At 70.0% G+C, this 25,966-nt stretch carries 24 protein-coding genes; 11 read left to right on the top strand and 13 right to left on the bottom strand.

Annotated features, from left to right (window positions below; genetic code table 11):
- Positions 1 to 114: 114 nt before the first annotated feature.
- The 6 genes from ACWIGI_RS39165 to ACWIGI_RS39140 all read right to left on the bottom strand — a co-directional run bounded on the left by ACWIGI_RS39165 (position 115) and on the right by ACWIGI_RS39140 (position 5,054).
- On the bottom strand, positions 115 to 384 hold the full coding sequence (locus ACWIGI_RS39165) for a three-helix bundle dimerization domain-containing protein (RefSeq protein WP_454208701.1): 270 nt from the start codon (positions 382 to 384) through the stop codon (positions 115 to 117).
- Between the two features lie 236 nt (positions 385 to 620).
- The gene (locus tag ACWIGI_RS39160) at positions 621 to 1,241 is read right to left on the bottom strand and encodes a response regulator (protein WP_454208700.1); all 621 of its coding nucleotides are present in this window, start codon (positions 1,239 to 1,241) and stop codon (positions 621 to 623) included.
- Complete coding sequence (locus ACWIGI_RS39155; protein WP_454208699.1) at positions 1,238 to 2,377, bottom strand: sensor histidine kinase; 1,140 nt, start codon at positions 2,375 to 2,377, stop codon at positions 1,238 to 1,240. Before ACWIGI_RS39155 ends, ACWIGI_RS39160 begins: the two co-directional genes overlap by 4 nt.
- Positions 2,377 to 3,186, bottom strand: coding sequence for an ABC transporter permease (locus tag ACWIGI_RS39150; RefSeq protein WP_454208698.1), 810 nt, complete (start codon positions 3,184 to 3,186; stop codon positions 2,377 to 2,379). The genes ACWIGI_RS39155 and ACWIGI_RS39150 overlap by 1 nt, the downstream gene beginning before the upstream one ends.
- Positions 3,183 to 4,148, bottom strand: a complete 966-nt coding sequence (locus ACWIGI_RS39145; protein ID WP_454208706.1) for an ABC transporter ATP-binding protein — start codon at positions 4,146 to 4,148, stop codon at positions 3,183 to 3,185. Before ACWIGI_RS39145 ends, ACWIGI_RS39150 begins: the two co-directional genes overlap by 4 nt.
- Before the next feature lie 114 nt (positions 4,149 to 4,262).
- Positions 4,263 to 5,054, bottom strand: a complete 792-nt coding sequence (locus ACWIGI_RS39140; protein WP_454208697.1) for an SAM-dependent methyltransferase — start codon at positions 5,052 to 5,054, stop codon at positions 4,263 to 4,265.
- A 238-nt stretch (positions 5,055 to 5,292) separates the two neighbouring features.
- On the opposite strand from ACWIGI_RS39140, the gene ACWIGI_RS39135 reads away from it, so the two are divergent.
- The 3 genes from ACWIGI_RS39135 to ACWIGI_RS39125 all read left to right on the top strand — a co-directional run bounded on the left by ACWIGI_RS39135 (position 5,293) and on the right by ACWIGI_RS39125 (position 9,777).
- Complete coding sequence (locus ACWIGI_RS39135) at positions 5,293 to 6,549, top strand: amidohydrolase (RefSeq protein WP_454208704.1); 1,257 nt, start codon at positions 5,293 to 5,295, stop codon at positions 6,547 to 6,549.
- Positions 6,550 to 6,973: 424 nt separating this feature from the next.
- A complete protein-coding gene (locus ACWIGI_RS39130) occupies positions 6,974 to 8,743 on the top strand; it encodes a ThiF family adenylyltransferase (RefSeq protein ID WP_454208696.1) in 1,770 nt (589 codons plus the stop codon).
- Positions 8,740 to 9,777: a 3-oxoacyl-ACP synthase III family protein gene (locus ACWIGI_RS39125; protein WP_454208695.1), complete on the top strand. Its 1,038-nt coding sequence runs from the start codon at positions 8,740 to 8,742 to the stop codon at positions 9,775 to 9,777. Before ACWIGI_RS39130 ends, ACWIGI_RS39125 begins: the two co-directional genes overlap by 4 nt.
- Before the next feature lie 60 nt (positions 9,778 to 9,837).
- Here the strand turns inward: ACWIGI_RS39125 and bla are convergent, their stop codons facing one another.
- Positions 9,838 to 10,731: a class A beta-lactamase gene (gene bla, locus ACWIGI_RS39120; protein WP_454208702.1), complete on the bottom strand. Its 894-nt coding sequence runs from the start codon at positions 10,729 to 10,731 to the stop codon at positions 9,838 to 9,840.
- 213 nt (positions 10,732 to 10,944) lie between these two features.
- Here bla and ACWIGI_RS39115 point away from each other — a divergent pair, with 213 nt between their 5' ends.
- Positions 10,945 to 11,820: a LysR family transcriptional regulator gene (locus tag ACWIGI_RS39115; protein ID WP_454208694.1), complete on the top strand. Its 876-nt coding sequence runs from the start codon at positions 10,945 to 10,947 to the stop codon at positions 11,818 to 11,820.
- Complete coding sequence (locus tag ACWIGI_RS39110; RefSeq protein ID WP_454208693.1) at positions 11,817 to 12,713, top strand: serine hydrolase; 897 nt, start codon at positions 11,817 to 11,819, stop codon at positions 12,711 to 12,713. The genes ACWIGI_RS39115 and ACWIGI_RS39110 overlap by 4 nt, the downstream gene beginning before the upstream one ends.
- A gap of 56 nt (positions 12,714 to 12,769) precedes the next feature.
- Here ACWIGI_RS39110 and ACWIGI_RS39105 read toward each other — a convergent pair whose 3' ends face one another.
- From ACWIGI_RS39105 to ACWIGI_RS39095, 3 genes are all read right to left on the bottom strand, one after another.
- Positions 12,770 to 13,564 carry a murein transglycosylase gene (locus ACWIGI_RS39105; RefSeq protein ID WP_454208692.1) on the bottom strand — a complete coding sequence of 265 codons (795 nt, stop codon included), beginning with the start codon at positions 13,562 to 13,564 and terminating at the stop codon, positions 12,770 to 12,772.
- A complete protein-coding gene (locus ACWIGI_RS39100; RefSeq protein WP_454208691.1) occupies positions 13,565 to 14,584 on the bottom strand; it encodes a hypothetical protein in 1,020 nt (339 codons plus the stop codon).
- Positions 14,585 to 14,674: 90 nt separating this feature from the next.
- Positions 14,675 to 15,823, bottom strand: a complete 1,149-nt coding sequence (locus ACWIGI_RS39095) for an FG-GAP repeat domain-containing protein (RefSeq protein WP_454208690.1) — start codon at positions 15,821 to 15,823, stop codon at positions 14,675 to 14,677.
- A gap of 425 nt (positions 15,824 to 16,248) precedes the next feature.
- Here ACWIGI_RS39095 and ACWIGI_RS39090 point away from each other — a divergent pair, with 425 nt between their 5' ends.
- Positions 16,249 to 17,091, top strand: coding sequence for an acyl-CoA thioesterase (locus ACWIGI_RS39090; protein WP_454208689.1), 843 nt, complete (start codon positions 16,249 to 16,251; stop codon positions 17,089 to 17,091).
- A gap of 25 nt (positions 17,092 to 17,116) precedes the next feature.
- Here the strand turns inward: ACWIGI_RS39090 and hpnE are convergent, their stop codons facing one another.
- Both hpnE and ACWIGI_RS39080 read right to left on the bottom strand, forming a co-directional pair.
- Positions 17,117 to 18,541, bottom strand: a complete 1,425-nt coding sequence (hpnE, locus tag ACWIGI_RS39085) for a hydroxysqualene dehydroxylase HpnE (protein ID WP_454208688.1) — start codon at positions 18,539 to 18,541, stop codon at positions 17,117 to 17,119.
- A gap of 83 nt (positions 18,542 to 18,624) precedes the next feature.
- A complete protein-coding gene (locus tag ACWIGI_RS39080) occupies positions 18,625 to 19,080 on the bottom strand; it encodes an SRPBCC family protein (RefSeq protein WP_454208687.1) in 456 nt (151 codons plus the stop codon).
- 183 nt (positions 19,081 to 19,263) lie between these two features.
- On the opposite strand from ACWIGI_RS39080, the gene ACWIGI_RS39075 reads away from it, so the two are divergent.
- From ACWIGI_RS39075 to ACWIGI_RS39065, 3 genes are all read left to right on the top strand, one after another.
- Positions 19,264 to 19,644: a hypothetical protein gene (locus ACWIGI_RS39075; protein WP_454208686.1), complete on the top strand. Its 381-nt coding sequence runs from the start codon at positions 19,264 to 19,266 to the stop codon at positions 19,642 to 19,644.
- A gap of 384 nt (positions 19,645 to 20,028) precedes the next feature.
- Entirely contained in the window at positions 20,029 to 20,601 is a 573-nt protein-coding gene (locus ACWIGI_RS39070) for a hypothetical protein (RefSeq protein WP_454208685.1), read from the top strand.
- A gap of 163 nt (positions 20,602 to 20,764) precedes the next feature.
- Entirely contained in the window at positions 20,765 to 21,253 is a 489-nt protein-coding gene (locus tag ACWIGI_RS39065) for a MarR family winged helix-turn-helix transcriptional regulator (protein ID WP_454208684.1), read from the top strand.
- Here ACWIGI_RS39065 and ACWIGI_RS39060 read toward each other — a convergent pair.
- Complete coding sequence (locus ACWIGI_RS39060; protein WP_454208683.1) at positions 21,180 to 22,265, bottom strand: ATP-grasp domain-containing protein; 1,086 nt, start codon at positions 22,263 to 22,265, stop codon at positions 21,180 to 21,182. The two genes, ACWIGI_RS39065 and ACWIGI_RS39060, sit on opposite strands and share 74 nt — an antisense overlap.
- A 669-nt stretch (positions 22,266 to 22,934) precedes the next feature.
- On the opposite strand from ACWIGI_RS39060, the gene ACWIGI_RS39055 reads away from it, so the two are divergent.
- Positions 22,935 to 24,626 carry a fatty acyl-AMP ligase gene (locus tag ACWIGI_RS39055; RefSeq protein WP_454208682.1) on the top strand — a complete coding sequence of 564 codons (1,692 nt, stop codon included), beginning with the start codon at positions 22,935 to 22,937 and terminating at the stop codon, positions 24,624 to 24,626.
- Complete coding sequence (locus ACWIGI_RS39050; protein ID WP_454208681.1) at positions 24,623 to 25,948, top strand: MupA/Atu3671 family FMN-dependent luciferase-like monooxygenase; 1,326 nt, start codon at positions 24,623 to 24,625, stop codon at positions 25,946 to 25,948. The genes ACWIGI_RS39055 and ACWIGI_RS39050 overlap by 4 nt, the downstream gene beginning before the upstream one ends.
- Positions 25,949 to 25,966 lie beyond the last annotated feature (18 nt).

The raw sequence follows: 25,966 nt of genomic DNA, 5'->3' as shown, positions 1-25,966 counted from the left end.
TTTAACTCACCCACCCCGGCGCCTCACCCCGGGGGGGGGGGCCCCCCCCCCCCCCCCCGGCGCCCCCGTTCCCCCCCGGCCCCACGGCTCCGGACCGACACAGCGATCGATGTGTCACAGGAAGATCGGGGACGACGGCCGCAACGCGCCCCATAACGGGTCGCCCATCTTCGCCGACGGCTGATACGAGACCCGCCTGCTCAGCTGTCGTTCCGCGATCCGCTCCACCAGCAGCGGTATGAATTCCCGAACGCGATGGCCGTCGAACTCGCGGTGAATTCCACGCACTTCCTCGCCGACGACCCGGGCCGTCAGGTAGGGGAATTTGCCGGCCAGCCGGTCGACGAGCTCGCTGATCTGCCGCTCCTCTTCGGATGCCCTCATACTCTGGTCTCGCCTCCATACACGAACGTTGGCCGCCGGCTCCTGTGCCCTGGCCGGCGATCTGGACAACGGCCCGCAACGGACCGTGCCTCCGAGTGTCATCTCCCCCGGGCTACTTTTCTGCCCACGAATCCTTTTATGGCACAACTCGTCGGCTATTCGGCACCGCAGGTCCTCGACAACGACACCTGCAAGCGACAAATGAAATTGCAACTGCAACAGCGCCTTCCGGCGGCCTAGATCCAGCCCCTCCTGCGGGCCTCGAGCGCGGCCTCGTAGCGGTTCGAGACACCCAGTTTGGCCATCGCGGAGGAGAGGTAATTGCGCGTGGTGCCCGGCGACAGATGCGCACGCCGGGCGATATCCTCCACGGGCGCACCGTCGATCGCGTATTCCAGCACATCGGCCTCGCGCGCGGTGAGCAGGGTGTCCCCCGCGCTGATCGCCTCGGCCGCCAGTTCGGGATCGACGTACCGGCCGCCGCGATGCACGGTGCGGATCACCTCGGCCAGGGTCGCCGCGGACGTCGTCTTGGGCAGGAACCCCCGAACCCCCGCTGCGAGAGCGCGTTTGAGATAGCCGGGACGCCCGTGACTGGTGACGATCAGGGTGCCCGCGCCCGGGGTCAGCCGCTGCAGTTCGACGGCGGTCTCGATGCCGTCGATGCCGGGCATCTGCAGGTCGATCACCGCCACCGCAACCGGATCACCGTGTGCGGCGCGCACCCGCCACGCGGTCAGCAGTTCCTCGCCCGAACCGACATGATCGACCACCGTGAGATCGGCCTCGAGGTCCAGCATGGTGGCCAGCGCTGCCCGGACCAGGGTTTCGTCGTCCGCCAGGAAGACGGGAATCATGTTTCCTCCCAATGGATCTCGAGTACGAATTGGTCCTCGCGCAGCTCGGCGGTCAGCCGCGCGCCCACCGCCGCGAGCCGCTCGGCCAGCCCGCGCAGCCCCGAGTGCGCGCCCGGGACGCCCTCGGGGCGATCGTTGCGCAGTGCCATGCCCGCGGGCCCGAGGGTCAGCACCGCGGTGCTCGCCCGTGAATGCTCCACGATATTGGTGGTCCCCTCGCGCACGACCCACGCCGCGACCTCGTGCAGTCGCGCGGGCACCTTCGCCGGATCGCCCTCGACGACGAGTTCGCAGCCCGCCGCCGACAGCAGCGACCGCGCCCCGGCGACCTCGCCGCGCAGGTCGATGTCCCGGTAGCCGCGCACCAATTGGCGCATCTGGCCCATGGATTCGACGGCCAGGGTCTTCACCTCGTCCATTTCCGCCGCGGCGCGGTCGCTCGCACCCGCCCGCGCGAGCACCGCGGCGAGTTCGCTCTTCACCGCGATCGCCGAGAAGCCACGACCGACGACATCGTGCAGATCCCGCGCGAAGCGCAGCCGCTCCTGCGCCACGCGCAGTTCGGACTCAACGGCCTTGGCCCGGTCCAGTTCCTCCACGACCCGCAGTCCCCAGATCGTCAGCAGCGTGGTGCCGACCACGAATCCGCCGGCGAGAAAGGTCATCAGCGCGAAGGCGGCCATCGCCGCGGGCCCCGAACCGAACGCCACCCCGGTGGCCAGGCTCAGCCCGAGGACCGCCCACCACCGCTGCCGGGCGAAGGAGATCACCGAGAACATGGCCAGCAGCGCGACATAGATTCCGGCGACCCGGGCGTGGGTCGCGGTCGCGTCGTCGGTGGTCGTCCGGGCGACCACGGCCATGGCGGGCCACAGCAGGACCAGGGTCGCGGTGGCCACCGGCCGGATCCACGGGCGCGGCGCCGGTGCCGCAGGCGGGGCGAACTCGGGCTGGACCTCCACCACGGCGATGGACGCGATCCCCGCGACCACGATCACCGCGGCGGACCACCACGAGCCCGCGGTGGCCGCCATGGCGATGATCACCACGACGAGCCCCACCTGCAGGATGACCCGGCTGTAGAGGCGGAACTTCGCGGCCGCCGACAGCCCGCGCCACCACGACCGCACGCCCATCAGCCGCGATCGTCCCAGCGGAAGTTCCTGCGGGTCAGCGCGAACGCCAGGGCCGTCCATATCGCCAGTGTGGCAAACGGGCGGCCGAACTCGGCCCAGGTGCCCGCGAAGTCGAGGGTCGCGGCGGCGTCGCCGGCGGTCGCCGTCCGACCCGAGGCGCCGAGGTACACGAGGTCGGAGATGGCCGCGAACGGGGTCCAGTCCGCCACCTGGGCCAGTCGATCGGGCAGCGCGCCGCGCAGCCAGCCCATGCCGAGCATCGCGACGGTCATGACCGGGAGCGAGGTGATCTGTGCCGCTTCGGCGTTCTTGGTGACGGCGCTCGTCGCGAGTGCCAGGAGGGAGAACAACACGATCCCGGCGATCAGGGCGAGCGCTATCGCGAGCGGGTTCACCGGGAGTGGTGCGCCGGTGGCGTAGACGGCCGCCGCGACCGCGACGGTGGAGGCCACGGTGAGCAGCGCGCCGGGTACGGCCGGGGCGGTCTGGATCTGCCAGTCCGCGGCCTCGCCGGTGCGCAGGCGTTTGAGCACGCCCTCACCGCGCCGCGTGGTGATCATCGAAAGCACCGAGTAGTACTGCACGAACAGTAGAGACACCAGGGTGATGAGTTCGAGGGTCGAGGCCGCGATGTCCGCGGTCGGCTCCTGATCCTTGGTCAACAGGAAATAGGTGGCCAGCGAAATGCCCACCGGGAACAGCACACCCATCCACACCAGGGTCTTGTTGCGGCGGAACTGGAGGTACTCGGCCTTGGCGAGCGCGGTGAGCGGACGGCGCCGGAACACGGGGGTGAGGGTGGCGGTCATCGGGTGGCTCCGATCGGTTCGGGGGCGCCGGCGGAGTCGTCGGCGATGTCGAGGAAGACCGCCTCGAGCGAGGCGGCGCGGGCCTCCAGCCCGCCGAGGCGGACCTCGTGATCGCGGGCCCAGCCCAGCAGCGTGAGCAGATGATCCTGCGGATCGTGGGTGGCGATGGTGACGCGGGCGCCCGCGTCCACGCTCGCGCCCGGCAGCGGGGGCAGGGGCAGTCCGGGGTGGTCGAACACGATGCGGGCGGGGTGGCCGTCGACGATCTCGCGCAGGGTTCCGGTGCGGGCGACCGCGCCGGCGTGCATGATCGCGATGCGGTCCGCGAGGGCCTCGGCCTCGTCGAGGTAGTGCGTGGTGAGCACGATCGTCACCCCGGACGCCTTCAGGTCCGCGAGCAATCGCCAGGTGTCCCGGCGGCTTTCGGGGTCCAGGCCGGTCGTCGGCTCGTCCAGGAACAGCAGGCGCGGCTGCCCGAGCAGGGCGCAGGCCAGATCGACCCGCCTGCGTTCACCGCCCGAGAGCGCGCCCACTCGGACCCCGGCCCGGCCGCCCAGGTCGACCAGCGCCAGCACGGATTCCACCGGGGCCGGGTTGCTGCAGGTGCCTCGCCACATCTCCAGGGTCTCGGTGACGGTCAGCTCCGCGGGTAAACCGCCGGACTGCAACATGATTCCCACCTGGGCTCGTACCTGGGCGCGGTCGCGCCGCGGGTCGAGGCCGAAGACCTCGACGCCGCCGGCGGTGGGTGCGGCCAGTCCCTCGAGCAGGTCGAGCGTGGAGGTCTTGCCCGCGCCGTTGGTGCCGAGCAGGGCGAAGACCTCGCCCTCCCCGACCCGCAGGTCCACGCCCTTCACCGCCTCGAAGGCGTTCTTGCCGGTGCCGTAGGTGCGGCGCAGGCCGTGCGCGACGATGACGTCGGGACTCGGCGGCGGATTGCGGACGTGGCGTCGTTCGGTGATGGTCACGTCATCCACGATCGCGAATTCCGCGCGGCGTCAGTAGTACGCGCAGTCACCGATGTGGAGCGGGTTCGTCATGGTTGGGCCATGACAAATGTCAGCTGCCGGGCCGATTCAGGGTTTGCGCGCCACGCCGCAGTAGCAGGAGACCCTCGCGTCGTGTGCGCGCGAGATGTCGGTGGGTTCGGCGGGCCGCCACCGATGCGGCGGCACCACCCCGGGTTCGACGAGCTCGAGCCCGGCGAACCAGGAGGTGACCTCGTCGTGGGTGCGGACCTGCGCGGGTAGTCGGCGCACCCGGTAGACGTCCTGGGCGGCCACGACCTGCTCGGGGGCGAAATCGGCTGTGATGGTGCAGATCACGAGGTAGGAGCCGGGGGCCAGGGCCGCCAGGATATCGGACACGATCTTGTCGACGTCGGCTTCGACGAAGTGCAGCAGCGCGATCATGCTCACCCCGATCGGTTGCGACAGATCGAGCAGCGCGGCCAGCTCCGGTGCGGCGAGAATGGCCCGCGGATCGGTCACGTCACCCTCGATGTAGGTGGTGGCGCCGGGGGTTCCCCCGGTCATGAGCGCGCGGGCGTGCGCCAGCACCAGCGGATCGTTGTCGACGTAGACCACCCGGGCGTCCGGGGTGATCTCCTGCGCGATCTGATGCAGGTTGGGTTCGGTCGGTATGCCGGTGCCGATGTCGAGGAACTGCGTGATCCCGGCCTCGGCCAGGAATCGCGTACTGCGGTGCATGAACTGGCGATTGGCCCGGGCCGCGGTGCGGATGTCCGGCCAGGCCAGCAGGATCTCGGCCGCGGCCGCGCGGTCGGCCTCGTAGTTGTCCTTGCCGCCCAGGAAGTAATCGTAGATTCGCGACGTGTGCGGCTGATCCAGCGGGAAAACCCTGTCCATCGAACCCGCCTCACTCGCCCGGAACGATCACACCCTGTGTGGACAGGCTAAGCCGTCCGCGCACCCGACCACGGAGTTTCGTTCGGAACAATTGCGGCCCTTGCGGTTCCGTTGCTGCCCGCGCGGGCCCGCCCGGATCGCCCGGAGCGGGGTCAGCGGGCCCCTGGTCACGGTGAGGTTCGGCGGCGGGTACGGCGAAAACCGGGAAATCGCCATGATCAGCTTCGGGCCGTGGATCATTGGCAGGGTGTCGTCGATCAAGAGTCGAGTCGCCCACGTCACCGCCGATCTCGCGGACCTGTACCGCGATCTGCACGCGCATCCCGAGCTGTCCTTCGCCGAGCACCGCACCGCGGCGATCATCGCCCGGCGGGCCAAGGCCCTGGGGTGCGAAGTGACCGAGAAGCTCGGCGGGACAGGCGTGGTCGCACGGCTCGCGAACGGGCCCGGGCCGCTGGTGCTGTTGCGCGCGGACATGGACGCGCTGCCGGTGCTCGAGCAGACCGGGCTGCCCTACGCCTCGACCGCCACCGATCCGGCCGGCGGCGAACCGGTCATGCACGCCTGCGGGCACGACATGCACGTCGTGTGCCTGCTCGGCGCGCTCGACGCGCTGGCGACCGCGCGCGACCGGTGGTCCGGCACCGTGCTCGCGGTGTTCCAGCCCGCCGAGGAGGTGGGCCTGGGCGCGCTGGCCATGGTCGAGGACGGATTGTTCGACCGCTTCGGCAGGCCGGAAGTAGTGCTCGCGCAGCATGTCCTGCCGATCGCCGCGGGCACCGTGGCCACCCGGGCGGGCGCGATCCTGTCGGCCAACGACAGTCTGCGCGTCACCCTGCACGGGCGGGGCGGGCACAGCTCCCGGCCCGAGACCACCATCGATCCGATCGTCATGGCGGCGGCGACGGTGCTGCGACTGCAGACCATCGTGTCCCGCGAGGTGGCCGCCGCCGATCAGGTCGTCGTCACGGTCGGCACCCTGCACGCGGGCACCAAGGAGAACATCATCGCCGATCAGGCCGAGCTCGGGCTGAGCGTGCGGACCTACTCGCCCGAATCGCGCGAGCGGGTGCTCGCGGCGGTGCGGCGCATCGTGCACGCCGAGGCGGCGGCCGCGGGCGCGGACCGGGAGCCGACCATAGAGACCCTGACCCGATTACCGGTCACCTTCAACGACCCTGTCGCACTGGACAAGACATGCGGCGGGCTCCGGGCGGCGCTCGGGGACGATCACGTGCTCGACATGGCGGCCTTCCCGGCCAGCGAGGACGTCGGCATCCTGGCCGAGGCCGCCGGCGCGCCCCTGTCGTTCTGGTTCTTCGGCGGCGCGGATCCGGCGAAAGTCGCGGCGGCACAGCGCCGGGGCACGACCGATCAGGACCTGCCGATGAACCACTCGCCGCATTTCGCGCCGCTGGCCGAACCCACCATCGGGCCCGGGGTCAACGCGCTGACCGCCGCGGCGCTGGCCTGGCTCGAGCCGCGCAGGCGATGACGGTCCGGGTTCGCCCGACACTCCGGGGATAGCGACGCGCGCTCGGGCGATGAGCCTCGGAACCCCGCGCAACAAAGGGAACAAAGTAGACAAATTGCCATTGTTATCCGATGGCAATTTGTCCGGTTAGTCATTCCATTCCCATCACAGCTACTATTCAGCAACGTTGATTGTCAGTCGCGAGGGCGCGCGAATCACGTTGTCTTCCTGTTCAGTTTCGCCATGGCATTGCCGTACCCGGCTGAACTTGTAGCGGGGTGTGGTATAGCCAGCTAATTCCGGGAAAGGATCCATACACGTGTCGGTATCTGGCGGATCTCGTATGCCTGTCGACGGATGCGATATCCGGAACCGCAATTCTGATCCGCAGTGGCATGTTTGCGCATTCCACATACCCCGCCACGGGACCGGGGCCGCCGATCAGGTGGAACGGTTACGTGCGCTGCGGGCCCGCATCCTCTACGACAACGGCCGGCGACCGGAGTTCCGCGACGCCGCGGGCGCTCACGTCGACGACCAGGAATTAGACTACGGTGCCTGGCATTTCGTGGCGCGGCGGCACCCCGAGGGCCCCGTGCTCGGCTACATCCGGCTCTCCACCCCCGACACCGCCGAGCTGTTCCAGTCCCGCGCGTACCTGGGCGACGCGCGGTACGAGCAGCTGCTGGCCGCCGAGGGCGCCGGGGTCGCCACCACCTACGAGCACAGCCGGCTGGTGGTGGAACATCGCGCGCGCAAACTGGGGCTGGGAGCGCATCTCAACGCGGTGGCCATCGGGGCCGCGCATCATCTCGGCGCCGAGCTCATGATCGGCACCTCCGGCACCCGGGACGGGCAGGATCATTTCCACGGCCGGTTCGGGTTTCACCCTGTGGACGGAACGCGCTGCTACGTCGAGCGCTACACCGAAGAGGTCGTCATCCTGCTGCACCGCACCGCCGCCGGAGCGGGCGAGTACACCGGCCTGGTGGCACGCATGCGCGACGAATTCCCGCTGCTGGTGACCGGCGGCCTCGACACCGTACCCGCCGCGCGGCGCGAAAGCCCGCACGTGCCAGCGGCTCTGGCGGCCGCGCGGCACGGCGACAACGAGACGTGGCGGCCGGTGCTGTTCGAACCCCACCGCGCCGACGACTACGCGGCGCTGACCGACCTGCTCGAATCGGGCCGGGTGAACGCGGTGCACGACACCATCACCGATCAGCTCGCGGAGCTGATCGGCTGCCGCGAGCCCCAGCACCGGTATGCCGGAGCCGAACTGGAGCGCCGGATCGAGGAGCAGTTGGCCGGGGTCGAGCCCTGGGCCTACGGCTCGTGGGTCTGGTACCCGTGGTCGGGGCGGCTGGTGCACGTGCTGCCGCGCGAGGAGTTCCGGCTGGTGCGCACCGACCGCAATCGCGGCAAGATCCAACGGCCGCAGCAGCGCCGGCTGCTCGAGCGGCGCATCGGGGTGGTCGGGCTGTCGGTGGGCAACAGCGCGGCGGTGACGCTCGCGCTCGAAGGCGTCGGGGGCGCGTTCCGGCTGGCGGACTTCGACGAACTGAGCCTGTCGAACATGAACAGGCTGCGGGCGGGGGTGCAGCACCTGGGCCTGGCCAAGACGGTGATCTGCGCCCGGCAGATGTTCGAGATCGACCCGTACCTCGACATCGAGATCTACAGCGGCGGGCTGCACGCGGACAACATGGCGGAGTTCTTCGAGGGTGAGCACGCGCCGATCGACCTGCTGGTCGAGGAGTGCGACACCCCGTACGTGAAGATCGCGGCCCGCGAATGCGCTCGGGCGCTGGGCATTCCGGTCGTGATGGACTGCAACGACCGGGGCATGCTCGACATCGAGCGATTCGACCTCGAGCCCGACCGGCCGCTGCTGCACGGCAGAATCGGCGACCTGCGCGCCGCGGATCTACCCGAACTCACCGCCCAGGCCAAGTCGGATCTGATTCTGGCCATGGTCGACCCCGAGCGCATCAGCCCCGAACTCGCCGACGCGTTCGGCCAGATCGGCCGGACCCTGAGCAGCTGGCCGCAATTGGCCTCGGACGTCGCGCTCGGCGGCGCGCTCGTCACCTCGGCCGCGCGGCGCATTCTGCTGGGCGCGCCGTGCGCCTCGGGCCGGTTCTACGTCGACCTCGACGCCCTCATCGCACCCGAGCACAACACCGCTCGCGAACTGGACGGGGCCCTGACATGACGATGTCGTACGCGCCCGAGGACGCGTGCTCGCTGACCGTGCGCCCGCCGGTGCCGTTGCCGATCACGGTGTCCGGCTCCGCCGTTCATCTACCGGAGACGGTGGTGACCAACGCGGATCTGGCCCGGACCCTGGACACCTCTGACGAATGGATCGTGCGGCGCACCGGCATCCGGCAGCGCCGCCGGCTCGCCCCGGAGGCGGCCGTCTCGGACATGTGCGTCGCGGCCGCGCCCGCGGCGCTGGCGGAGGCGGGGGTGCGGGCGAGCGAGCTGGACGCGGTGATCGTGGCGAGCTACACCTTCGATCAGCCGCTGCCCTCGACGGCGCTGCTGGTCAAGGAGCGGCTCGGGGCGTGGCGCGCGCTGCCGATCGACATCACCCAGGCGGCGTGTGCCAATGGGCTGCAGGCGATTCTGCTCGCGGCGCATCTGCTGAGCGTGTCCGCGCGCACGGTGCTGATCGTGGCCGCGGACTGCGCGTCCCGGGTCACCGATCCGCGCGACCGCACCGCCGGGGTCTTCTTCGGCGACGCGGCGGGCGCGATCGTGCTGTCCCGCACCGAAACCCCCGGCGCCGGATTGCTCGCGTGGGACTTCGGTTCCCGGCTCTCGCACGATGTGGAGATCCGGGCGGGCGGGTCGCGCCTGCCCACCAGCGCGCGGACGGTGGCCGATCGGGAGCACTATCTGCGCATGGACGGGCGCGCGGTGTGGGAGACCGCGACCCGGGCGCTCCCGGCGAGCATGCGCGCGGCCACCCGGCGCGCCGGGCTCGATGTCACCGAGATCGACCATTTCTTCCTGCACCAGGCCAACCTGAACATCCTGACCGCGGCCATGACCGAGCTCGGGGTGCCCATGGAGCGGGCTCCGGTCACGCTGGACGAGCTCGGCAACACCGGCTCGGCGGGTGTGCTCACCGCGCTGCATCGGGCGCGGCAGGAGCGGCGGGTGCGCGGCGGGGACACGTTCCTGCTGTCGGCCATCGGGGCCGGATTCCAGTGGGGCACGCTGTGTTTGCGAGAGCCGTGAGGTGATCGGTGCGGGTGGCCGGGCCGCCGGCGAGCTCGGCGGACCGGCCCTCGCGCCGGCTCAGTGGTCCAGGCCCAGTGCCGCGACGGCGGCGCGGGCCGCGGCCGCGACCAGCGCGTTGTCGGGTTCGGCCCGCTCCTGCGATTTGGTGGTGAGCACGGTGATCACCACGGGCGCCCGCCCGGGCGGCCAGGCGATCGCCGCGTCCAGCGCCGAACCGTAGGCGGGGCTGCCGGTCTTGTCACCGACGATCCAGTCCGAGGGCAGTCCGGCGCGAATGCGCTTGTCGCCGGTGGTGTTGGCCTTCAGCCAGGAGAGCAGTTGCGCGCGTTCGGGTTCGGCGAGCAGATCGCCGAGCCCGAGGGCGCGATAGTCGGCCGCGAGCGCCTGCGCGGTGGTGGTGTCGCGCTCGTCGCCGGGGACGGCGGTGTTGAGTTCGGTCTCCCAGCGATCCAGGCGGGTCACCGGATCGCCGAGGGCGCGCAGACCGGCGGTGAAACCGGCCGGGCCGCCGAGTTGCTTCAGGATCAGGTTGCCGGCGGTGTTGTCCGAGAGGGTGATGGCGGCGTCACAGAGTTCGCCGATGGTCATGCCGATCGCGACGTGCTGCTCGGTGGCGGGTGAGTACTCGACGAGATCGCTTGCGGGATAGGTGATCCGCTGCTCGAAGTAGCCCGAGGACAGGGGATGCTCGCGCAGCAGCAGCCCGCAGGCCAGGCCCTTGAAGGTGGAGGCCATGGGAAAGCGCTCGCCCTCGCGATAGGAGACGGTGCGGCCGGTGGCGGTGTCCACCGCGTAGACGCCGAGGCGGGCGCCCGCCCGGGCTTCCAGCTCGGCGAAGGCGGGGTTCGCGGCGGCCGGCGCGGCGCTGGTGACGGGCTCGGTCGAGGCGGATGGGCTGTCGCACGCGGCGAGGGCGGTCGATGCCGTCAGCGCGAGCGCAGCGGCCAGCAGCCGGGTGCGGAGCGGGCGGTCGGTGCGGGTCGATAGGGGGTTGATCACGACCTCAGCAAACGCCCGACGAGGCGGTCCGAGCCAATAGCGGACCCGGCGCGAGCCGAGTCGTGTTCACTATCGCCGCAGGTAGAGGTGTCGTGTATCCGCCGAAAGCCCGGACCCGAGCGGCGGGGCCGCGGCGGGCGCGCTAACGGCTGGTTCAATGGCGGCATGGATCTGGTCCGGCATCTGCGCTTCTTCGTCGCCGTCGCGAACGAGGGGCACTTCGGCCGGGCGGCCACCGTGCTGGACATGACCCAGCCGCCGCTGTCGCAGGGTTTGCGCAGGCTCGAGGAGCACCTCGGGGTCGAGCTCATCCATCGCACGCGCCAGGGCGCGCTGCTGACCTCGGCCGGGCGGCAACTGCTGCCCCGGGCCCGGCTGCTCGTCGACGACGCCGATCGCCTGCTCGCCGAGTCCCAGCGCATAGCCAACGCGCGCGGCGCGGTGCAGTGGGGCGCGACCGAGGCGCTGCCGGATCGCGTCGTCACCGCCTGCGTGAGCGCGCTGCGGGCGGAAACGGGCGCGGGCGCAACGGTTTCCACGACCATGGGGACGACCGTCGATCTGATCGGCGAGGTGCGCGCGGGCGTGTGCGACGTGGCGGTGATCGATCACCCCGCGCTGGTGGACGGCGTGGAAGCCGGTCCGGTGGTGAAGATTCCGCGCTGGGTGGTGGTGCCCGCGGATCATCGCGGCGCCGTCGCCGAGCGGCCGGGGTTCACCATGCTGTCCGGTCTGGCGTTCGCGCATCCGGCGCGGGCGGGCAACCCACCCGCCTTCGACACCGTGGTGGATCTGCTGCGCGAACGCGGCGTCGACGCGCCCGTCGTGACCGCGCGCGACGACCGGGCGCTGTTCGCGGCGGTAGCGGCCGGGGGCAGTTTCGGGCTCACCGCCACACCGCCCACCCCGACGCCGGGGGTGGCGTGGGTGCGCCTGGCACCGCAGGCGATCGCGTTGCGGCTGCGGGTGATTCGCCGTCCCGACGCGAGCGCGCAGGCCGGTGCGCTCGATCGCGCGCTGTATCGGGAGCGGCTGCGATGACAGCCGCCGAACGGATTCGCGCGGTCTTCGCGGACGCGGGCTGCACCGGCTGGCTGCACGCCCGCCGCTGTGACGACTCCGCGGCCGAGGTATCGGTGGACGGCCGGGACCGGGTGGTCATGGCGTCGGTGTACAAGCTGCCGCTGTTCCTGACCTTCTGTCGCCGAATCGACAGCGGCGCACTCGATCCCGCCGAGCGGCTGACCGTCGTCCCCGCCGACTGCACTCCGGGCCCGACCGGTCTGGCGATCATGCGGGATCCCATCACGCTGAGCCGCCGGGACCTGGCCACCTCCATGATGACCGCCTCCGACAACGCCGCGGCCGACGTGCTGCTCGGCGAGATCGGCCTGCCCGCGGTCCACGACCTGCTCGCCGAGGCCGGGCTCACCGAGACCCATCTCGTCGGCGGCACCGCCGACCTGCACCGCACCCTGGTCCGCGACACCGACACCCACACCACCGCCGAGGCCTTCGCCGCCCTGGCCGACAACGACGAGGCCTGGTCCGTCTCGGCCTACGATCCCTCCTACACCAGCGCGACGACCCCGGAGGAGATGACGCGCCTCCTGACGGCGGTGTGGACCGGAAAGCTCCTGTCCCCCACCCAGACCCACGCCGCCCAGGCGGTGATGCGCAACCAGATCTGGCCCCACCGCATAGCCTCGGCCTTCCCCCACCCCACGATCTCGGTGGCCGCCAAGACCGGCACGATCGGCATCATCCGCAACGAGGTGGCGGTGGTCGAGTTCCCGCACGAGCCCCCCATAGCCGTGGCCGTCTTCACCCGCGCCGCCCGCGCCGACCCCGTGCTCCCCGCCGCCGACGCCGCCATAGCCGAGGCCGCCCGCATAGCCGTGACCGACCTCCGCCGCCCCCACCTGGAGCAGTGAGAGCGACCCACCGCGGAATTGGCACTCGGGCGATTGAGGCGGGCAGGCGCTCGGGGTCAGCGGTCGTAGGTCTGTGCGGCGGCGCGGACCTGGGTGATGTAGGCGCCGGAGTGGTTGTAGGCGAAGACGGCTCGGCGCCAGCCGGTGGGGGTGGACAGGTCGCCGCCGGCGGCGCAGAGGTAGCGGGCGGCGGCCAGGGCCGCGTCGTCGATGTCGTCGGGGGTACCGGATCGAGACGGGGCGGGCGTCGCGGATTTCAGTGTGGGAGCGAGGGTTTCGAAGGGGGTGTCGGCCGAGACGCCCCAGCGGGTCCAGGTGTCGAAGATGAACTGGAAGGGGCCCTGGGCGCGCGCGTACACGGGGTGGCCGGTGGTGGTCGAGGGGGCGAGGATCACGGCGTTGCCGGCGGTACCGTCCAGGGGGACGCCGCGGATCGGCGGGCGGACCGTGCCGTCGAGGGTGATCGTCGCGCCACCGAAGCGGGCGTGATCGCTTTCCACGCGGGCGATTCCGGCGAGGGTGGTCCAGCCGAGGTGGCAGTCGGGGCGGGCCTCGGCCATCACGACGGAAGCGTAGCCGTAGGCGGTGAGGGCTCGCTCCGGGATGGCGAACTCGCGGGCCCGGGGGCGGGCCCAGTCGCGCAGCTGGGAGACCCCGGATTCGACCGCGTCCAAACGGATCTCGGGAATCGGGTCGCCCAGGCCGGGCGGCGGCGGAGCCGCCGAGCGATGCGCCGAGAGCAACCCCGCGACCACGACGGCGGAGGCCACCAGGGCCACCCACATACCGCTCGAGCCGTGCCCGCGCTCGAGCGAACGGATTCGTTGTTGTTCAACAGGATTCTCCGCCACCTATTTGCACGTCCGTGCGGGGGTGGTGGACGACGGCGCGGTCCGGGCGCGTGGGATGACCGGCGGGCGGGCTATCGCCGGGCCGGTCGTGGTCGCTCCCGGGGTGGTCGTCCCTCGGCCGGTCGTGGTTGTCCCCGTCGTGGCGTCGCATGTCGTGGGAAGTGTTGTCACGCGCGGCGTTGTCTCGACGCGCGTGGTCGTGACCGATCGGGTGGTGGTCACCGGCCTCGTCGATGTGACCGGCCGCGTTGTCGTCACAGGCAGGGTCGTCGTCACCGCATCGGTCGTCGCGACAACCATCGTGACAGGGGCGGTGGTCGCGGGGTCGGCGTTCGTGGCCGGGGGCGTGAGCACCACCGTGACCGTGCGGGTGGCCGCCGGACCCGGGGACAGGGGCGGGCCGGGCCGTTGCTCGGGGCCGGCTACCACCGTGAGCGGATTGGGCTGGATCGACAGGCTCGCACCCGCGGACACGGTCACCGAGAAGACCGGGCCGCCAAGCGAAGTCGGGGAAACGGTCGTCGAATCCGGCAGGTCGGTCGTCGTGTCGACGACAGCGGGTTCGGTGCCGGGCGGCTCGGTCGCGGGATCGACGACCGACGCGGCCGACTCCGGGACGACCGGGGGCTCGTCGAGCACTGTCGCTCCGTCCATCGGGGTTTCGCCAGGCTCGGCAGCGGCGGGGACGGGGATGTCGGGCGGCACACCGCGGGGGGCCGCGGGGTCGCCCTCGGGCCCGGCGGCGACGGCCGGGGGTACTCCGTCGGAGGTCTGCGACGCGGCGGCCACCGCGGCGGCCACCCGATCCTCGCCCCGGGATTCCACCGCCACGAACACCCCGGCCGTCACCGCCACCAGCGCCGCGACGGCGGCGATCTGGGGCCTGTGCCTGCGGAAGTCGGCGCCGCCGAGGTATGCGCGGATCATCGCCGTCGGGCGCGGGCCGGGCGCGTGTGCCTCGAGCGGGAGGAGTTCGGTCGCGTGCGTATCGGGAGTTTCACTGCTGTCGGCTGATCGCATGGGTGCCGCCTTCTCACCGCCGTGCCCGGCATCGTGCGTGGTTCACGCGTGGGGTCCGGGCCCGCGGCGCGGGCCCGGACCCCGTTCGACTCAGGACTGGTTCTTCAGGAACGACACCGCGTTCGCACTGCCCGCGACCGCGATGTCGACCTTCCCGTCCCGGTCGAAGTCGAGCAGCACCGGCGTCTGCGGCTGCGAGGTCACCTCGACCTCACCCCGTTTGGCCAGGGTGCCATCACCGTTCCCGGCGAAGAGCACCATGCGCGAATTCAGCACCGCCGACATCGCCGCGTCCAGCTTGCCGTCGCGGTCGAAATCCGCCACCGCGATACTCGTCGGCCCCAGACCGGACAGCCCGACCCGATTCGTCTTCTTGAATCCGCCGTTCCCGTCGGAGACGAGCAGCGTGGTGCTGAAGGAGAAGGAATCCGCGGTCACCACATCGTCGATGCCGTCGCCGGTGAAATCCCCCGCCCGCACATCCTCGGTAATGAGTCCGCTGGTGCTCGAACCCTTCCTGTCGAATGTGCCGTCGCCCTTTCCGAGAAACACTTCCACCCGCTGCAGCACGGTGTTGTTGACCGCGATATCGGGTTTGTTGTCCGCGTTGAACTTTCCGACCGTGAAGGCCGTCGGCGCGCCGGGGATGAGCGCCGAGCCGCCCTGGTTGAACGTCCCGTCCCCCTTACCCAGCCACACCTGCACACCGGCGGGCACCAGGCTCAGCATGTCCGGCTTGTTGTCGGCGTTGACATCGGCCACGATGACCTGCTGCTGCGCGCCCTCGACGGTCAGGTAGGTCTTACCCGCCTTGAACGTGCCGTCACCGTTGTTCAGGAACACCGCGAGATTCACCCAGCTCTGCGCGACGACGTCGATCTTGCCGTCGCCGTTGACATCGCCCGCGCCGATGGCCCCGTAGCCGATTCCGGGCTTGCCGACGCGGGTTCCCTTGGCGAAAGTGCCGTCCCCCTTGCCCGCCATGAGGATCGGGCCCTCACCCTGGAAGTCGGCGGCAACCACATCGGGAATTCCGTCGCCATTGAAATCACCGCCCATCATGCCGATGGCGGACGGGCCCGGACCCCAGGAGGGAAATGATCCGCCGGACGGCGAATCCACCTTGGGCGCGAAAGTGATCGTGCCGGCCGCCACCGCCGTACTCGGCACGGCGAGGACGGCGGCGGCAGCGGCGGCGGCGAGGAAAGCGAGACGGGTACCGAGAATTCGATTCTGCATACGTGTTCCTGAATCTGAGTGGCACCCACCGAATGGTGGTGACGACAAACTGTAGGAGGGGCCCGATGAGAAATACCGAATTCCAAATCAATTCAGCCGATTGTCCGGTACGGCCGGACTTCGTTGGTGCACAGTGCACGAGCGCGTCACCGACCCGCCCCGGTCGCACGAATCGACGGCGATATTGTCATCCGCGACAATGGATTACGCCCGCCACCACCACGGCCATCGGCTCGGGACTGTGAGACGTCACAAGGCCGCACGACGCCCTGTCGACAACAATTCCGATTCGCAGTATTGCCAACGCCATGCGGCAATTCACTCATCGCACGGCATAGCGATCCCACCGCGCGACCGCACCCGCCCGCGTCCGGTGACCGGCCTCGGTGACCGCCGCACCGTGCCCGGTATGCGAATATTTCGCGATGGCTGGTGGAACTGATTCATGGCCGGTCGTCGACCTGCCCGACCTGCTCGACGTCCTGGACCTCACCGAGGCGGGCCCCGGGCGCTTCCACGCCCGCAATGTCGTCTCGACGCTGCCGACCACCCTCGGCAGTCAGACCCTGGCCCAGGCGGTGGTGGCCGCCGAGCGCACGGTGCCGCACATGGCGGTCCAGTCCCTGCACGGGGTGTTCCCGCGGGGCGGCTACGCCGACCGCGACGTCGAGGTGCACACCGAGATCGTGCAGTCGGGCCGGGCGCTGGCCACCGTCCAGGTGTCGTTCAGCCAGCAGGGCCGCGAACACGCGCGGGTGCTGACCATGCTCAGCACCGGCGAACCCGACTTTCTCGAGCACGGTGCGCGACTGCCCGGCGATGTCCCCGGCCCCGACGAGTGCGCGGAATTCCCCTGCGCGCTGCTGCCCTGGGAGGTCCGAACCCTCGGCGGCGCGGACGCTTTCGCACCCGAACTCGCCGCACCGCCCGTCCTGAACGTCTGGATGCGCGCCACCAAGGCCCCCGAACTGCCGACGATCGGCCGCGCCCTGCTGGCCCACGGCACCGAAGGCTTCCTGGGCCCGACCGCGATGCGCCCCTACCCGCGATCGGAGATCGCCCGCCGGGGCGAGCGCGGCACCTCAGCGATGCTCACCCAGACCGTCACCTACCACCGCCCCTTCGACATCCAGGACTGGCTGCTGCTGCGGTGCGAGAGCACGTTCGCGGGCGCCGGCCGCATGTACGGCCAGATCCAGGTCTTCGCCCACACCGGCGAACTGGTCGCCTCGGTCACCGCGCAGGGACTGATGCGCGGCGCGAGCTGATCGCCGCGCCGGGCGCGGCCGCCGCTCACCGGGCGTGACCGGGTACGGCAGCGAGATAGTCGGTCAACGCGCCGACCGCGCGCACCGCGCTCTCGGCCGCGGACTCCATGGTCGAGGGCAGTTCGGTGCGGGTCCAGTCGCCCGCGAGGAACAGCCCCGGAATGGGCGTGACGTGCGGCAGCCGTAGCGATTCGAAGCCCGGCTGGGCGGAGAACGTGGCGGCGGGCTGGTGAATCACCTTCGTGCGCACCACCCGCGCCGTCCTGGACTCGGGATAGTGCCTGTGCAGCGATTCGATCGCCGCGTCGATGAATTCGGCGTTGCGCAGGTGAACGGTGTCCCAGGACGCGCTGACCGCCAGGGAGTAGCAGTGCTCAGCGGCGTCGGGGGAACCGTGCATGCCGGAGGTGTCGAAGACCCACTCGATCGTCGTGTCGCGCAGGTTCTCCGCGAGCCGCCGCATCCGCAGCGGGCGATCGAGCCAGAGGTACACGCTGGAGATGGGCGCCGCCTCGATCTTGCGGACCGGCGTGAAGAAATCATGTCCGCCCAGCGCCCCGCGATCGAGAACGGTGGTCAGCGCCCACGGCGGGAGCGCCAGGACCGCGGCGTCGCAATCGATCACGCGGCCGTCCGCCAACTCGACGCCCCGCACGCGCCCGTCCCGCAGCACCGCGTCGACGAGCTTCGCGCCGGTATGGATCTCACCGCCGCGGGCGCGCAGGTACCGCTCGGCCGGCGCCACGAACAACTCGTGCAGGCTGACGCGGGGCCAGACCGCGTCTCCCGCACGGGGATTGCCCGCGAGCGCGCGCCCCGCGATGAATCGCAGCGCCTGGACGAAGGTGAACGCCGAGACGCGGTCGGGTCGTTCGTTGAGCAGGCCGATCACGAACTGATCGAGGGTCAGCGCGCGCAGCGAGTTCGGCACCCCGATCGTGCGGAACCAGCGGTCCACGGTCAGCTCGTCGAGCCGGGCGTCCTCGCGGGCGACCGCGGCGGCCAGCCGCACCCAGGTGCGCAGCGCGGCGGGCCTGTCGCGCAGGGGAATCGGCGGCCACACCAGCCACGCGGGCCCCACGACCCGGCGAGCCCACCCGGGCAGCCAGGACGGGCCCGCTCCGGTGAGCAGCTCGCCCGGTCCCCTCCGGATCGCCAACGGTGGTGCGTCCCAGCGCAATCCCCCGGCGCTGCCGACGGTCTCGACGTACTTCAGCAGGGCGTCGTAGCACCCGGCGAACAGGTGCTGACCGTTGTCCACCAGCCCGTCCACCCCGGGCACCTCGAACGAGAACGTGCGCCCGCCCAGGCGACCGGACTTCTCGACCAGGGTGACCCGGTGCCCGCGCTCGGCCAGCCACACCGCCGACGCCAGCCCGGCCAGACCACCGCCCGCCACCACCACGTGCGCGCCCGCGCCCTCGGAAGAGTGAGAAACAAAACTACTCATCATCTCATCGTAGGGACGAGACCGGGCCCCCGAGCGGAAACCGAAGCATTTCAGCGCGATTCGGCGGCGCCGAACGCGCCCGCCTATCCCGCCTCGGCGACCCGCGCGATGTCGGCGAGATCCGCGGCGATCATCTTCTTCGTCATGGACGCGGCCAGCGGCATGGTGAGACGTTCGAGCAGGGCCCGCAGCCTGCTCGGACTCTGAGTCTCCCCGGAGAACACGAAGGTGAGTTCGGACCCGGCGCCGCGCGGCTCGACGGTGATCTCGGTGCGGTAGTCGACCCCGCGCGAATTGGCAACGACCACCGTGCGATTCGGCGCGGACAGCTCGGCCACCTCCATGTCCTCGGTGGCCTCCTTACCGAACATGGCCCGGGTCTCGCGCCAGCGCGTGCCGACCTGATACCCCTCGCCCGCGAGCCGCTCGACCTTGCGCACGCCGGTCAGGGTGTCGGCTGCGCTGTCGAGGTCGGTCAGCACCGCCCAAACCCGCTCGACGGGTGCGTTGATGGTGCGGGCGACACTGATGACGGCCATGCGAATCCTCCTCGAGTCGGTGGCCCGGAGTGTAATGACCTGCACCGACAATGCGCCGCAGCCCGAACGGCGTGCCCCGGCGCGGCGGTCCGCGACCCCGGGACACAGGCCGGCGCACGTGGCGCGGGCCGAGTTTCGCGGGGAGACTGGGTCCGTAGCGCACCTTTCTCCCCAGGAGCAGCAATGGCAACCAACGGGCCTTTCGGGATCGATCCCGAGGAATTCGAACGCGCACTGCGTGAAGCCGGTATCAACCTGCAGGATCTGCTCGGCAAAGCCGGCCAGTACATCGACCGCACCGGCGCCGGCACCCTCGGCTCGCTGTTCGCGCAATTCGTTCAGCCCGAACGCCCCCGGACCGCGACGCCGCGGGAGGAGACCACCGGGGAAACCGGCAGCGGCGTGTGGACCATCTACACCGTCGAGGACGGCGCGGCCCGAATCGATCAGGTATTCCCCAGTGAGCTCGAAGCCCTGCGCGCCCATCGCGACAACACCGACGAACGCCGCCGGGTCCGCTTCCTGCCCTACGGGGTACCGGTGAGCGCGCTCGATACGCCCTGACCGCGACACGCGACACGACGCCCCGATCGCGCCCCGCGGCCGCAATTCGCGACCCGAGCCGAGTTCGCGCCGCCTTGTTCTTGCATCTGCAATTCCGCTCGAATGCCCGGACGAATTCGAATTGCCGAACGCCTTGGCCGAGTTAGCTTTCCCGAGTTAATTATCAATCCGGGATAGATACATACCGAACACGTGATGTCGTCACCTGTTTCCGACCTGGGGAATTTATTTCCGAATTCACCCACGGCAAGATGAGAACAGGTTATATTTCAGATCTCTTACGGTTACGGCTCGCAACCCGGGTCGTGCCATTGCTTCACATTATTGGAGATTGTCATGAGAACGACCGCATCCGTGTTGCTTCGTGCCGGCATCGTTACTCCGGTGGCGCTTGCCACTTTCTTCAGTTTCGCCGCTCCCGCCAATGCCACCCCGATCAGCGTGAACTGGAGCTGCCAGGGCACGATCTTCGGCATCGGGCAGACCTCGAGCATGGGCACCACCGTCACCGGCACCGCGCCGAGTTCGGCGACGTCCGGTTCGGCGGTGGCCATCACCCTCACGCCGGGCGCGTCCTCGGTGCCCAGTTCGGCGTCCGGGTTCACGGTCACGAACATCAGCAACCTGAAGATGACCTTCCCCGTGCCGGCGAACTCGACCCTGGTCTCGGCGACGGCGTCCGGTGGCACCGTGGCGGGTTCGGTGTCGACCTCGGGCGGCAACGTCGTGCTCACCGTGCCGGGCCCGATCGCGGGCGGGTCGAGCTTCACCCCGCCGGCGGTGACCATCAACGTCACCGCGGGTTCGCCCGGCACGCCGATCACCAGCAAGTACGCCGGAACCAGCTACGGCAACCCCGGCATGACCATGACGACCAAGGTGGCGTTCGTCGGCAACGTCGCGACCGCGTGCTACCCGAACCCGTCCCCGACCCTCACCACCACGACCGTCAGCTGAGCCCAACGGCCGGCGGTACAGCGTGACGGCCCGCATGCACGCTGGTGACATGTGGTGAGTGCCCGGGCTGGGCTGCGATCAGCGGCCCAGCCCGGGCTTGCGGATGACTCCTGTTGAGAGGTTTCATGTTTCGAGTGTTCGAGGATGGGAGCCCGTGCGTCCGATGTCCATTGATCCGGCGCCGGTCGCGGTCGAGCTGCGCAAGGCGCTGGAGTTCTATCACGGCACCCTCGAGGATCTGGCCCGCGAATTGATCCGCCTGCTCGGTGTGAACGAAACCGACAGGCGGGCATTGGAAATCGTGCTGCTCGGCGACGTGAAGGCCACCACGCCCGGAATGCTGGCCGAGCGATTGGATCTCACCGCCGCCGGTGTGACGATCATGCTCAATCGGCTGGAGAAGCAGGGCTACATCGCCCGCTCCCTGCATCCCACCGATCGGCGCCGGGTGGTCGTGGTGGCCACCGAGCTGGCCACCGCCCGACTGCGCGACCTGCTCTCGAGCCTGGTCGACGACGGCTACCGGATGATGCTCGCCCGGTACGATCCGGCCGAGCTCGAACTGATAGCCGGTTTCCTCACCCGGGTGAGCGAACTACAGCGCAGTCACCGCCAGCGCCTACGCGATATGGAACCGTATCCACGGCCCTGACGAACGCGGCGCCGTCGGGCACGGGCGTCACCTCCATGACGGCCTCGGTGACGGCCAGGCGGATGCCGAGGCGCGGGGTGCGGGGTTGGGACGGGTCGTCGTGCAGGAGCAGGCGGATCGCCGACCACGGGAGGTTGACCTCGGCGTACGCCGTCTGGAACAGGCCCGCCGAGGCGCGCGGATTGACCTCGAGCAGAACGGGATCCCCGTGCAGGTAGCGGAGCTGGACGTTGGACAGGTACGGCAGGTCGAAGCCGGCGACCAGGCGGCGGGCCACCTCCACCAGGGCGGGATCGTCGAGCAGGGTACGGAAGCGGCCGTGCTTGGCGCGCGGAATCGCCACCAGCAGCTCGCCTCCCGGACCGGACAGGCAGTCGATGCTGACCTCGGGATTGTCGAGGTAGGGCATGACCATCAGCTCCGGCACCCGCTCACCCTGCGCCGCCGCCAGCCGCAGCGCGGCCGCCACCTGATCGACCGAGGCCACCGGCTGCGGTGGAGCGAGCAACCCGGCGATGCTCAGCGGGCGGTCGTCGAGGATGCGGAAGCCGAACGCGGAGTACTCGCCGCTGGGCTTGATGCACAGCTTCTCCGCGGTGTGTGACAGCTCCGCCACCGCCCGGACCAATCCGTCCGCGTCCGAGATCACGCGCCACGGCGGTACCGGAACCCCTGCGGCCCCGGCGATTTCGTACGTGCGCGCCTTGTCCACCAGCGCCCGCACCGCCGCGGGCGGCGCGCACATCAGGCTGGTGCCCACCGCGGCGAACTCGGCCGCGCGATGCGCCAGCGCCTCCAGCCGCCGGGCCGGTATGAGGACGTCGATCCCGTTCCTGAGACAGAATTCGAGTGCGAACCGCGCGTACTCGTCGTTGTCGACCCAGCGCGGCTCGACCACCGGCACATCGCACGCCAGCAACGCGACCGCCGCCGGGTCGACATTGCCCGCGTAGATCGTGACGTCGACCCCGTCCGGGTTCTCCCGCAACAGCCGCATGATCTGTGCACTCACCGCGCCGGCACTGCTCAGCCAAATCCGAAGTGTTATGACGACGCTCCCGTCCCTGATTCCACACAACCAAGCGGTCAGAACCATCGCACCGAACCGGCGTCCGCGCATCTCGAGCGGCGCGGCCGCTCCCGCTGCCCCTGCGCCGAGTGCGATCCGCACCGACGCCGGGCCGCCCGGGCACCGACCGCAAGTTCGTGAATTGGACATCGATCCCGACCCATCCGCCGCACCCCCGGCGTCGAACCAACTCGCGGCGACGAACCGGGAGGACACCTCGACCACCGCCGTTGCGCCCCACCAGGAAAGGAGCACAGTGCCACGGCTCGACATGTCCTTGCGTTCCTTCGTACCGCCTCCTACCAGCTCGAACGATGCGGTCCGAGCATGCGCGGCGCGTGTGATCCGCAGTGGTGTGCGCTCGTGCGCCGTGCCCGGGAGACCGGCCCGCTGACCGTCGATCGACCGGGAATCGCGATCGCGACCCGGGCGCCGAAGTCCCCCTCCCCGCAGTCTCCTTCGCGACGGGCCCCGAGCGCCTCCCGGTGATCGACGCAATACCTGCGAGGATGTCCTGCGCGCAGCGCATCCATCGCGCTGCCGAACGTCTTTTCGCAGGCCTGAATACCGTTCGTCCACTGTGGCTGAAGCTGATTCGAGAGGTCGAGGTCGATGAGTTACGAACAACTACCGGGGCGCCCGTCGACCCTGGCGGACATTCTCATGCGTCGCGCGGTCGAACAACCCGGCCGGATCGGTTACATGTTCCTCGACGATCGCGGCAACCGCGAGGTCGAGGACTACGCGCTGCTGCTGAACCGGGTCGCCACCCTGGCCGCCCGGCTACAGGCCGTCAGCGCGCCCGGCGACCGCGTCCTGCTGCTGTGCCCGCCGAGTCTGGACATGGTGCACGCGTACCTCGCGTGCCTGCTCACCCGGCGTGTCGCTGTCCCGCTGTATGTGCCTACCTCGCAACGGCATTCCGACACCGTCGCCGCGATCACCCGCGACAGCGGCGCGATCGCGATCATCGCGCCGCGCTCGGTCGGCGCGGTCGCCCGCGAGCTGCTGAGCTGGCCCGACGAGCGGATCATCGACAGCGCGACGACCGGCGAGGGCGGCCTCGGCCTGCTCGACATGGCACTGCCCTGCGCGGACGACGTGGCCCACCTGCAGTACACCTCGGGCTCCACCGGCAGCCCGAAGGGCGTTGTGGTGCTGCACCGCAACATGATGCACAACCTCGACGTGCTGCGACGCGTACTCGAACACGACGAGAGCAGTTCGGCCGTCCAATGGCTGCCGCCGTCGCACGACATGGGCCTGATACTCGGAATCCTCGAACCATTGTTCACCGGATATCCCGTCACGCTCATGTCACCGCTGACATTCTTGCGCCATCCTCTCATCTGGCTGCGCGAGATATCGCAGAACGCGAATACCACCGCGGGCGGCCCGAATCTGGCCTACGGAATTTGCGCGGAACGGGTTTCGCGCGAGGACGTCGAACAACTCGATCTGTCGCGCTGGGATATCGCGTTCATCGGCGCCGAACCGGTGAATCCGACCATTCTCGCCACGTTCGCGGACAAATTCGCCGCCAGCGGATTCCGCCGCGAGGCGTTCTTCCCCGGATACGGTCTCGCCGAGGCGACCCTGTACGTGGCGGGCGGGCCCGCCGGCGCGGGTGTGCGCGCGACGTCCTTCGCGAGCCAGGAGCTCGAACAGGGCCGTGCGGTACCGGAATCGGACGGGCGCGAACTCGTCGGCTACGGACCGGTCCGAGCCGGCACAGCGGCGATCGTCGACCCCGATACGCTGCGCCGATCCGAGCCCGGCGGGGTCGGTGAGATCTGGCTGCACGGCGAGAGCGTCACCGGGGGCTACTGGAACAAGCCCGAGGAGACCGCGACCATCTTCGAGGCGGAGATCGCCGGCGAGCCGGGCACCCGGTACCTGCGCACCGGAGATCTCGGCTTCACCGTGGACGACGATCTGTTCATCTGCGGGCGCCGCAAAGAAGTGATGATCATCAACGGGCGCAATCTTTTTCCGCAGGATATCGAATGGAGTATCGAGTCCACGCATCCGGAATTGCGCCGCGGCGGCTGCGCCGCGCTCTCGATAGAGGTGGACGGCGAGGAAAGGCTGGTCATCGTCCAGGAAGTCGACGCACCGGCTTCCCCCGAGAACTCCGTTCTGGCCGAGTCCATGAAATCGACGATCAGCCGCGAGCACGCCGTCGCGCTGTACCGGGTGATCTTCGTCGACAAGGGCAAAGTCCTGAAAACGACCAGCGGCAAGATTCGCCGATCGCACCTACGTCATGTGTACGCCAACGAATTCGAATCGAGGGCCAATTGAGCGAGCCACGGGACGACGCGAACACCACGGAGTTCTTCCTGGACTGGGCCAGACAACGTCTGGGACTCGACACCGTCGACCCTCGAACGCCGCTCACCGCCCTCGGGCTCGACTCGGTCAAGGCCGCCGAACTCCTGACGATCCTCGAGGACCGCTTCGGCATCGAGGTGTCGGCCGAGGACATCTACGGCGGCATGTGCGTCGCGGACCTGGCCGCCGCGATCACCGAGCACCGGTCCCCCGGCACCGAGCCGGCCGGCGCTACCGGCGGCACCGCGAAACGACCCGGCGCCGGCGTCGATTTCAGCCTGTTCTTCTTCGCCAGCGATGCGCAACACCATGATTCGCGGCGCTACCGGCTGCTGCTGGACAGTGCGCGATTCGCCGACGAGCACGACTTCGCCGCGATCTGGTTGCCCGAACGCCACTTCCACACCTTCGGCGGCCTGTACCCGAATCCCGCGGTCCTGGCGGCCGCGCTGGCGGCGAGCACCCGGCAGGTGCGGATCCGGGCGGGCAGCGTGGTCCTGCCGCTGCACCATCCGGTCCGGGTCGCCGAGGACTGGTCGGTGGTCGACAACCTCTCGGACGGCCGGGTGGACCTCGCGTTCGCCACGGGCTGGAATCCCGACGATTTCGTGCTCGCGCCGGACAACTACGCCGAACGCGTCGCGGTCACGCGCGCGGGCATCGACACCGTCCGGCAGCTGTGGCGCGGGGAGGCCGTCGAGTTGCCCAACGGCGCGGGCGAACCCCGATCGGTGCGCGTCTTCCCCGCCCCGATCCAGCCCGAGCTCACCACCTGGCTCACCTGCAGCGGCGGTATCGAGCGCTTCGAGATGGCGGGCGAGTCCGGTTCGAACGTACTGACCGCCCTGCTCTTCCAGAGCGTGGACGAACTGGCGGACAAGATCACCGCCTACCGCAAGGCCCGGGCGAGCCACGGCCACGGCGCGGGCAAGGTCACCGTCATGCTGCACACCTTCGTCGGCCCCGACGAGGCCGAGGTGCGAAACACGGTCCGCGACCCGTTCAAGACCTACCTCGCCGACTCGGTCGACCTGTGGCGGCGGGGCGCGGAGGCCCTGGACCAGCTGGACGACCGGTCACGAGACAAGGTGCTGGACTTCGCCTTCGAGCGCTACTACCGCGCCAGCGGACTGTTCGGCACCCCGGAATCGGCGCTGCCGATGGTCGAGAGCCTGCACCGGGCGGGGGCGGACGAGATCGCCTGCCTCATCGACTTCGGGGTGCCGGTGCCGGCCGTGCTCGACGGCCTGCACTCGCTGGCCACCCTTGCGAACAAGGCACGTTCTCTTTGAGTTTCGGATCTTCAGGAG

The sequence above is a fragment of the Nocardia sp. NPDC055321 genome (assembly GCF_053645575.1).
Note: the sequence above shows the minus strand (reverse complement) of the source record. Positions and strands in the feature narration are given on the sequence as shown.